The organism is Streptococcus infantis (genome assembly GCF_047465525.1).
GTDB classification, from domain to species: domain Bacteria; phylum Bacillota; class Bacilli; order Lactobacillales; family Streptococcaceae; genus Streptococcus; species Streptococcus infantis_R.
In genome coordinates, this window is the sequence record NZ_JASGZS010000045.1 from 1 (window position 1) to 8,787 (window position 8,787).

At 34.0% G+C, this 8,787-nt stretch carries 7 protein-coding genes and 1 tRNA gene; all 8 read left to right on the forward strand.

Going from position 1 to position 8,787, the window contains the following annotated elements:
* The first annotated feature begins 496 nt into the window (after positions 1 to 496).
* The 8 genes from QM374_RS10370 (at position 497) to QM374_RS10405 (ending at position 8,605) form a co-directional block, all read left to right on the forward strand.
* Positions 497 to 1,210, forward strand: coding sequence for a DUF5986 family protein (locus QM374_RS10370; protein WP_414311693.1), 714 nt, complete (start codon positions 497 to 499; stop codon positions 1,208 to 1,210).
* 26 nt (positions 1,211 to 1,236) lie between these two features.
* Entirely contained in the window at positions 1,237 to 2,397 is a 1,161-nt protein-coding gene (locus QM374_RS10375) for an XRE family transcriptional regulator (protein ID WP_414311694.1), read from the forward strand.
* Positions 2,398 to 2,457: 60 nt separating this feature from the next.
* Complete coding sequence (locus QM374_RS10380; protein ID WP_414311695.1) at positions 2,458 to 4,869, forward strand: ATP-binding protein; 2,412 nt, start codon at positions 2,458 to 2,460, stop codon at positions 4,867 to 4,869.
* A 517-nt stretch (positions 4,870 to 5,386) separates the two neighbouring features.
* Entirely contained in the window at positions 5,387 to 6,379 is a 993-nt protein-coding gene (locus tag QM374_RS10385) for an ABC transporter ATP-binding protein (RefSeq protein WP_414311696.1), read from the forward strand.
* A 1-nt stretch (position 6,380) separates the two neighbouring features.
* On the forward strand, positions 6,381 to 7,199 hold the full coding sequence (locus tag QM374_RS10390) for an ABC transporter permease (RefSeq protein WP_414311697.1): 819 nt from the start codon (positions 6,381 to 6,383) through the stop codon (positions 7,197 to 7,199).
* 1 nt (position 7,200) lies between these two features.
* Positions 7,201 to 7,986, forward strand: coding sequence for an ABC transporter permease (locus QM374_RS10395; protein WP_414311698.1), 786 nt, complete (start codon positions 7,201 to 7,203; stop codon positions 7,984 to 7,986).
* Between the two features lie 37 nt (positions 7,987 to 8,023).
* Complete coding sequence (locus QM374_RS10400; protein WP_414311699.1) at positions 8,024 to 8,485, forward strand: GNAT family N-acetyltransferase; 462 nt, start codon at positions 8,024 to 8,026, stop codon at positions 8,483 to 8,485.
* Positions 8,486 to 8,532: 47 nt separating this feature from the next.
* Positions 8,533 to 8,605 (forward strand) — tRNA-Thr (locus tag QM374_RS10405).
* Positions 8,606 to 8,787: the final 182 nt, after the last annotated feature.

Genomic DNA, 8,787 nt, shown 5'->3' on the forward strand with positions numbered 1-8,787 from the left:
GAGGCTTGTGACGAGTCAAATGCAATAAGGCTTGAACAACGTGAAAGCCAGCGTCTTTAGGCGCTGGCTGGTAATTTGGGCTTATAGCCCTGGTGCAAACCACCCGTTAGACGGGTGGTTATGATTTTGTTTGCTTTTATAGAGAATATACTTAAGACTACTATATCCAAAGTTGCTAAACGAATGTATTTTTTTTACAATGATTCTAAGATTCCCCTTAGCGAACGAATATAACAGCTTTACACCTGTTTTCAAAGGAAATCACTGTCTTTCCCAAAGTAAATTGGAATACCTAATTTTTAGGAATAAAGAGTAGCTAAATTAATGATAGAACTTTCATTCAAAATAACAATATGATTTTTCTAGTTTCGTGACCTAAGTAGCAAAAGTATCCAAATAAATAAGAGAGATAAAAAATAATAATAAAAACCAATAATAGTTGACTTTTTTGAAAGAAAATCTTAAAATAAGACTATAAAATTCAACGAGGTACTCTATGGAAAATTTACCAACCCAAATTTTTAAGTTTGCTCAAGTATTTTCAACAAGTCACAAGAGAGATATTGAGAAAATATTTTATGATAATGAGTTTGAAACTAAGAATAGTCAACCAATTTTAACTTGGGATTTTATTTATCGTGATATTGTAAATACCGCCAAAGTAAATGATTTAATATCACCCACTATGTGTATGGGGGCTCTGTGGACGGCAAAAGGAGTAATTATTGAGGGTGTTCTATATGTTTTTATGATGAAGAAAAGATTTGAAGATATAACTGATAAATACGAAAAGCATCACTATCTTACTTGTATAGCACGTGCGAAAAATTCTCATTTAAATGGAAAAGAAGACGGTAAACTATCCATTGAATTATTTAATGATCTGGATGATGATGGGGTGAGTGATTCACAAATTGAACAAGCGAAGAAATTATTGGGAGATCATTATAATTCGATTGATGAGATTAGGGTTGTTACCTTTGATAAAAAAACTAAAGAAGTGATTGTTAATCAGGTAAATGCCTTTTGTGAATTTATTGATGCTGTAAATATCACAGAATTTGATTTTACAAAACTTGAAGAAGATGGACGTGGAAATAATCCTGAGAAACCTCTTGTTGCATTGAAATCTGACGTACAGAAACAATTGGAGTTACAAAAGCATGTAAGTCTTCCTGTTGAAAAGAAGGAAGAGAATACTAAACTATGATATTTTATATAACACAGGAGTAAATAATGCTTCAGATTAGTTTTAATGGTGCTCGCTTAAAAGAGGCAAGACTTTTTAACAAAAAAAGTATTACTCAGATTGCAGAGTTTTTAAACGTTTCAAAACAAATGGTTTCTAAATATGAAAAAGGAAGAGCAACGCCAAGTGAAGAATCGTTAGAAATATTGGAAAAGAAATTAAAGTTTCCGAGAGATTTCTTTTTTGGAAATGATAATTTTAGCTTAAGTTCTACAGGCACATTTTTTAGAAGTCGTTACACAGCGACTCAAACAGAAAAAATGCCTGCAGAAATAAATAAAAATTATGTTGCTTTAATAAGAGATTACTTGGGAGAATTTATTGATTTTCCAAATCTTGACTGGGGTCTTTCTGGTTTAGACTATACTCCACAAGAATACGCAAGCTACATAAGAGAGAAATGGGAACTTGGAGATAGACCAATTGATAACTTGTCGTTGTTGATGGAAGAAAAAGGTTTTGTTATTTCTAGAATAGACACTCAGAGTGATAAAGTTGATGCTTTTGGTTCAGCTGTTAAAGTAAATAATAATGAGTATTATATTGTTATGTTAGAAGGGACAGAGTATTCATTTTATCGTCAGCAGTTTAGTTTAGCTCATGAATTAGGACATTGGTTAATGCATGAAAATTGTAAGTCGCCTCAAGACATGGGAGCAATTGAATATAAGCAAATGGAAGACGAAGCGAATGAGTTTGCGGCTGAATTTCTATTGCCAAAGGATTCGTTTAAAGCTTCTCTCATTGGGCATGAAAATGATCTAGAGTACTACAGGTATCTAAAAAGAATTTGGCAAGTCTCAATTAGTATGATGATAATGCGTGCTAAGTCATTGAATATCATAGATTCCAATGAGTATACAAACTTGTATAAGAAGCTTAGTTACAGAGGTTGGAGAAAAAATGAGCCCTTAGACTCAACGAAATTGATTAGTAATCCTCTATCTTTAAAACAGTCAGTAGAGCTATTAGTGGAAAATAGAATTGTGATGGATATATCTGCTGATATTTATAGAGTATACAATAAATTGTTGCCGAATTTTTTAATTGAGGATTTGTGTGGCTTAGAGGCAGGATATCTTGATGAACTGAATGATAGGTATCCAAATATTATTAGTCTTACTAAAGAAAGAATAAGAAGAACATAGAATAGTCCGAAGCATATTATGTGATTAAACATTTGTAGAGATTTTAGAATTAGGAGAACTATGGATATTGGTATTCGTGCTGATGGCATGACAACATCAGATTTTGAAAATTTTGCCATTGAAATTGTAAAGAAAAAATTTGATAATAGTAGTTTACATGGATTTAAGGAAGGAAGGGATGATGGTATTGACGGCATTGATGATATTGCTTCTCCGTCTCTCGTTATCCAAGCTAAACGCTGGCAGGTAACAAAAAATCATGCTACAGCTGTAAAACTTTTGAAAGAGGAAATTGATAAGATTGCTCTGACTAAAGAAAAATATGGTTGGAAAAATGATTTCAATTATGTTATTGTTACAAGTATGGGCTTATCTCCTGCAAACTTAAAGGAGATACGTGATTACGCAGATACAATAATTCCTAATGCTATTCCAACTGATGATTATATTATATTCTCTTCTACGTTAACAACTCTTTCACAACATAAAGAATATAGTGAGATTTTTATAAAGTATGGATTGCTGGAGAAAGATATAACAAATGTTTTGAGAAATATTAAGTTTAAAAATATAGAAGCGGAATCAAAAGACTATTTTTCAGATTTTGATGCTCACTATTTTGTTGAAACACGTTTTCTAGGAGAAGCTTATAATATTTTACAAAGGGAACATATTTTATTAATTCAAGGGCCAGCTGGAATTGGTAAAACAACAACTTGTTCAATGCTTGGAAATCTATTTTTAAATAATAATAAGAATGTCTTTGATATCATTATGCGTAGAGTAGAAGATATTAATGAAGTTCTTAGATTATATAATGAAATTTATCGAGATAATGAGGATAGAAATCTTTTTGTGGTTTTTGATGACTTCTTGGGACGTAATAAGTTTGATGTTGGAGAGAGGGTGTTACAAGATATAAAAAAATTATATTCGGCCTCTACTAACACCAATAATCTTTTTATTTGTTTAAACTCTCGTACTCAAATTCTTCAAGATGCAACATTGATAAATTTTGAGTTTCAAAAACTAATAAATGAAAAATTTTCAGAGGAAAGAAGATTTATTATTGATCTATCTAAGTATTCGGATATAGAAAGAGCTCATATCTTTAGGAAAGTTTTTGAACGAAAAGCAGACTATCTTGACATCGATGACAAGAAAGAGCTTGTAGAAAAATATAACGATCTTATTGGAAGAAATTGGAAAAGAATTATACAACATCGAAATTACTTTCCTAGGTTAATAGAATTAATAGCAAATAATTTTAAGGATTCTAACGAAAATTTTTATGTTTATGTAGTTTATAATCTTGAGCATCCTAATCAGCTTTACAATAATTTATTTAACAATCTGAAGGATGAAGAAAAATATCTGTTATTTTCTTTATTACGATTCGATAGCTTTCCTATCAAAGAAGAGTGGTTGATAAACTCACTGCATGCTTTGAAACTTAATCCAATATTTGATTTTAAGAAATCGTTAAAAAAACTTGATGGTTCATGGCTTACTTTTAAAAAAGAAAGTTTTGATGATGACAGTATGGTAGACTTTTTTAATCCTAGCATAATTGATTTTTTAAATGATAAATTAAAAGAGTATCCCAAAATAACTGAAAAAATAATTCAGAACTCTATTTACCTTCACCAATTATGTAGAGGGGTCGATGGTTATGTATTTAGTAAATTAAATGATTCGCAGAATATATTTTTTAGTAGACTACTAGATGATTGGGAGAACTTTAAGGATAAAGATGATTTTATTGGCGAAAAAATCCTAGCTATCATATATTTAAGTCAATTTTCAAAATTTAAGAATGATTTTGAGGAGTTGCTGAGAATATATGATGGGCGGAATAATTTAAATATTTATCAGAATGGGTGGAGAAATATTATTAGTCAGATTTATTATTCTAATAATAAAGCAATGAAAAGAATATTACTGAGTATTCTCGATGATGAAAGTGTTTTAGATAAACTGGTAAATAGTCCTTATCTTGATTCAGAAGAACTAGATGACATGTTAGATACAATAAACAGTATAATTGATGAGGTGAGTATAGAAGATGAAGAATATCAAGATGCTTCGTTAAGAGATATGTATTGTTATACCATTTTTAGACAGAAAAAAATTGAATTGCTTCAAGATTATTTAGATAGTAGAGAGACTTTGGAAGAAGAATATGTTGACTTTATTAATGATCCTAATGGTTGTGATATAGATTTGGAAGTTAAAGGACAAGTTTCAGAGTTTAAAGAAAAGTTAACTGAAAAGTTAACAGGTGATTTTCAATGGGATGATATTGTGATAGAAAAATTTGATTATTCAAATTTGCAATACCATCTTAAAGAGTACTTGCAATGGAAATATGATGATTTTTTATATGAAGCTGAAGCCTATGATAGATGGAGAGATTCTCAACTGGAAGAAAGGGTGACATTAGAAAGTATTTTAAACAAACCACTGTTATAGTATAGAAAAGTAAGGCGCTAGGCTAACATCAGAAGTCACTAGAATCTTACGTACACAACCTATTTTTTGTACAATAATATTCTGAAAAACTAAAATAATGTAGTATTGGCTTTTTAGTTTCATTCTTGTGTTTTAGTCTCCACATTTGTATTTCACAAAATCAGTTTACAAAAGGAAAATGAATTACTAACATATATCAGTCAACAATTCGTAGTTAATAGACATCAAATTGATCAAAATAGTTTGCTTTTTACAATTCGTAACCTGTCATTAGGCAGGTTTTTTGGTGTTTTAAGGAAACTATTAAACCAGAATCTTTGATTTTAAATACCATTTTAAGAGAGAAATCTCTAATTTCATAATCTATAGGCAAACGCTTGCATTCTAGTTTTTATTGGACTATAATAGGTTGGTATAAAGCTTTCTGTAATAATATTGAGAAGGTGTAGAAAGTAAGGATTTAGAATATTTGTAGTCAAAAATACAATGTTGCTATTCCTTACATAGGGAGATCAATATGGCAATGATAGAAGTGGAACATCTTCAGAAAAATTTTGTGAAGACTGTTAAGGAGCCAGGTTTGAAAGGTGCTTTGCGCTCTTTTATTCATCCTGAAAAGCAGACCTTTGAAGCTGTCAAGGACTTGACTTTTGAGGTACCCAGGGGCCAGATTTTAGGCTTCATCGGGGCCAATGGTGCTGGGAAGTCAACCACCATCAAAATGCTGACTGGGATTTTAAAGCCGACATCAGGTTTTTGTCGGATTAACGGCAAGATTCCGCAGGATAATCGCCAAGATTATGTCAAGGATATTGGGGTTGTTTTTGGGCAAAGAACCCAGCTATGGTGGGATTTAGCCCTGCAAGAGACCTACACGGTCTTGAAAGAGATATACGATGTTCCAGATTCGCTCTTCCACAAGCGCATGGACTTTTTGAATGAAGTCTTGGATTTGAAGGACTTTATTAAGGATCCCGTGCGGACTCTTTCACTGGGTCAACGGATGCGGGCGGATATTGCAGCTTCCTTGCTTCACAATCCCAAGGTTCTCTTTTTAGATGAGCCGACCATTGGTTTGGACGTTTCGGTCAAGGATAACATTCGTCGGGCTATTACTCAGATCAATCAGGAGGAAGAAACTACTATTCTTCTGACCACTCATGATTTGAGTGATATTGAGCAACTTTGTGATCGGATTTTTATGATAGACAAGGGACAGGAGATTTTTGATGGAACGGTGAGCCAACTCAAGGAGACCTTTGGTAAGATGAAGACACTCTCCTTTGAACTGCTACCAGATCAAAGTCATATCGTTTCTCACTATGAAGGCTTTTCGGATATGAGCATTGATAGACAAGGAAATAGTCTCAACATTGAATTCGATAGTTCTCGCTACCAGTCAGCTGACATTATCAAGCAAACTCTGTCTGATTTTGAGATCCGCGATTTGAAGATGGTGGATACGGATATCGAAGATATTATCCGTCGCTTCTACCGAAAGGAGCTCTAAGATGGTCAAATTGTGGAGACGTTATAAACCCTTTATCAATGCAGGTGTTCAGGAATTGATCACCTATCGAGTCAACTTTATTCTTTATCGAATAGGCGATGTCATGGGTGCTTTTGTGGCCTTTTATCTCTGGAAGGCTGTCTTTGATTCCTCACAAGAGTCTTTGATTCAGGGCTTCAGTATGGCGGATATCACTCTCTACATTATCATGAGTTTTGTGACAAATCTTCTGACTAGGTCTGATAGCTCCTTTATGATTGGGGAGGAGGTCAAGGATGGTTCCATTATCATGCGTTTGTTGAGACCAGTGCATTTTGCGGCTTCTTATCTCTTCACCGAGCTTGGTTCCAAGTGGTTGATTTTTATCTCTGTCGGCCTTCCATTTTTAAGTATCATTGTTTTGATGAAAATCTTATCTGGTCAAGGGATTGTAGAAGTGCTAGTTTTAACTGTTCTTTATCTTTTTAGCTTAACGCTGGCCTATCTGATTAACTTTTTCTTTAATATCTGTTTTGGTTTTTCAGCCTTTGTGTTTAAAAATCTTTGGGGTTCCAATCTACTCAAGACTTCCATAGTGGCCTTTATGTCTGGCAGTTTGATTCCCTTGGCTTTCTTTCCAAAGGTGGTTTCAGATATTCTGTCCTTCCTGCCTTTTTCATCCTTGATTTATACCCCAGTCATGATCATTGTTGGGAAATACGACACCAGTCAGATGCTTCAGGCGCTTTTGGTACAGTTTTTCTGGCTCTTCGTGATGGTGGGCTTGTCTCAGTTGATTTGGAAACGGGTCCAGTCCTTTATCACCATTCAAGGAGGTTAGTATGAAAAAATATCAACGCATGCATTTGATTTTTATCAGACAGTACATCAAACAAATCATGGAATACAAGGTGGATTTTGTAGTTGGTGTCTTGGGAGTTTTTTTAACTCAAGGCTTGAACCTCTTGTTTCTTAATGTCATCTTTCAACATATTCCATCCCTAGAAGGTTGGACCTTTCAAGAGATTGCCTTTATCTATGGTTTTTCTTTGATTCCCAAGGGACTGGACCATCTCTTTTTTGACAATCTCTGGGCACTAGGTCAACGACTAGTCCGAAAAGGAGAATTTGACAAGTATCTGACTCGTCCTATCAATCCCCTATTTCATATTCTGGTTGAGACCTTTCAGATTGATGCCTTGGGTGAGCTCTTGGTCGGTGGCATTCTATTGGGAACAACAGTGACTAGCATTGCTTGGACTCTTCCCCAATTCCTGCTTTTCCTAGTCTGCATTCCTTTTGCGACCTTGATTTATACTTCTTTGAAAATCGCAACAGCCAGTATCGCTTTTTGGACCAAGCAGTCAGGTGCCATGATTTACATTTTCTATATGTTTAATGATTTTGCCAAGTACCCGATTTCCATTTACAATTCGCTCCTTCGTTGGTTAATTAGCTTTATTGTGCCTTTTGCCTTTACGGCCTACTATCCTGCCAGCTATTTCTTGCGGGATAAAGATGGACTCTTTAATATTGGTGGTTTGATTCTGATTTCTCTTATCTTCTTTGGAATCTCTCTAAAACTCTGGGATAGGGGCTTAGATGCCTATGAAAGTGCGGGTTCTTAATAGCAAAAATTGGACCAAATCATGAAAGGATTTTATGATGTTTGTAATTGAAGAAGTGAAAGATGCCAATCAAAAAATGGCAGTTGTCGCTGAGGTTTTAAAGGATTTGCCAGAATGGTTTGGAATTCCCGAAAGTACTCAAGCCTATATCGAAGGAGCCAAGGACTTGCAAGTGTGTGCTGCCTATCAGGAGAATGATTTGACTGGATTTGTAAGCTTGTCCTATTCCAGTGAAGATTGTGCCGAGATTGATTGTCTCGGCGTAAAAAAAGCTTATCAAGGTAGAGGAATTGGGAGTCAATTGCTTGCTACTTTAGAAAGTGAAGCATGCAAAAAGGTTGATTTTTTGCAGGTGAAAACAGTGGCAGAAGGCTCTAATAAAGATTATGACCGAACAAATGTCTTTTATCGCAGTATTGGCTTTAAAAAACTAGAGATTTTTCCACAACTGTGGGGACCCCAAAATCCTTGTCAGATTTTAATCAAAAAGATAGATTAAGAATCCCTTGACATCCTTCCTTATAGTGCTATACTATAAGTGAATTCGCCGATTTAGCTCAGTTGGTAGAGCACCGCATTCGTAACGCGAAGGTCACAGGTTCGATCCCTGCAATCGGCATTTTTAGTAATGTAAAGAAAGACAAAGAATATGCAAAGTGTTTATTTAAAGGCAATCATCACAAATTCATTTTTAAAAATAAATTAGTATTTTTTGTTTTTTTGACCAAATTTTGACCAAATTTTGACCAAAAATTATATTTTGGTCAATGATTATAGAATAAAATGGATCATGAAAATGTC

Excerpts from the sequence above, each read along its gene's own strand:
- QM374_RS10385 (WP_414311696.1), top strand. The coding sequence starts at position 5,387 with ATGGCAATGATAGAAGTGGAACATCTTCAGAAAAATTTTGTGAAGACT.
- QM374_RS10395 (WP_414311698.1), top strand. The coding sequence starts at position 7,201 with ATGAAAAAATATCAACGCATGCATTTGATTTTTATCAGACAGTACATC.
- QM374_RS10375 (WP_414311694.1), top strand. The coding sequence starts at position 1,237 with ATGCTTCAGATTAGTTTTAATGGTGCTCGCTTAAAAGAGGCAAGACTT.
- QM374_RS10390 (WP_414311697.1), top strand. The coding sequence starts at position 6,381 with ATGGTCAAATTGTGGAGACGTTATAAACCCTTTATCAATGCAGGTGTT.
- QM374_RS10400 (WP_414311699.1), top strand. The coding sequence starts at position 8,024 with ATGTTTGTAATTGAAGAAGTGAAAGATGCCAATCAAAAAATGGCAGTT.
- QM374_RS10370 (WP_414311693.1), top strand. The coding sequence starts at position 497 with ATGGAAAATTTACCAACCCAAATTTTTAAGTTTGCTCAAGTATTTTCA.
- QM374_RS10380 (WP_414311695.1), top strand. The coding sequence starts at position 2,458 with ATGGATATTGGTATTCGTGCTGATGGCATGACAACATCAGATTTTGAA.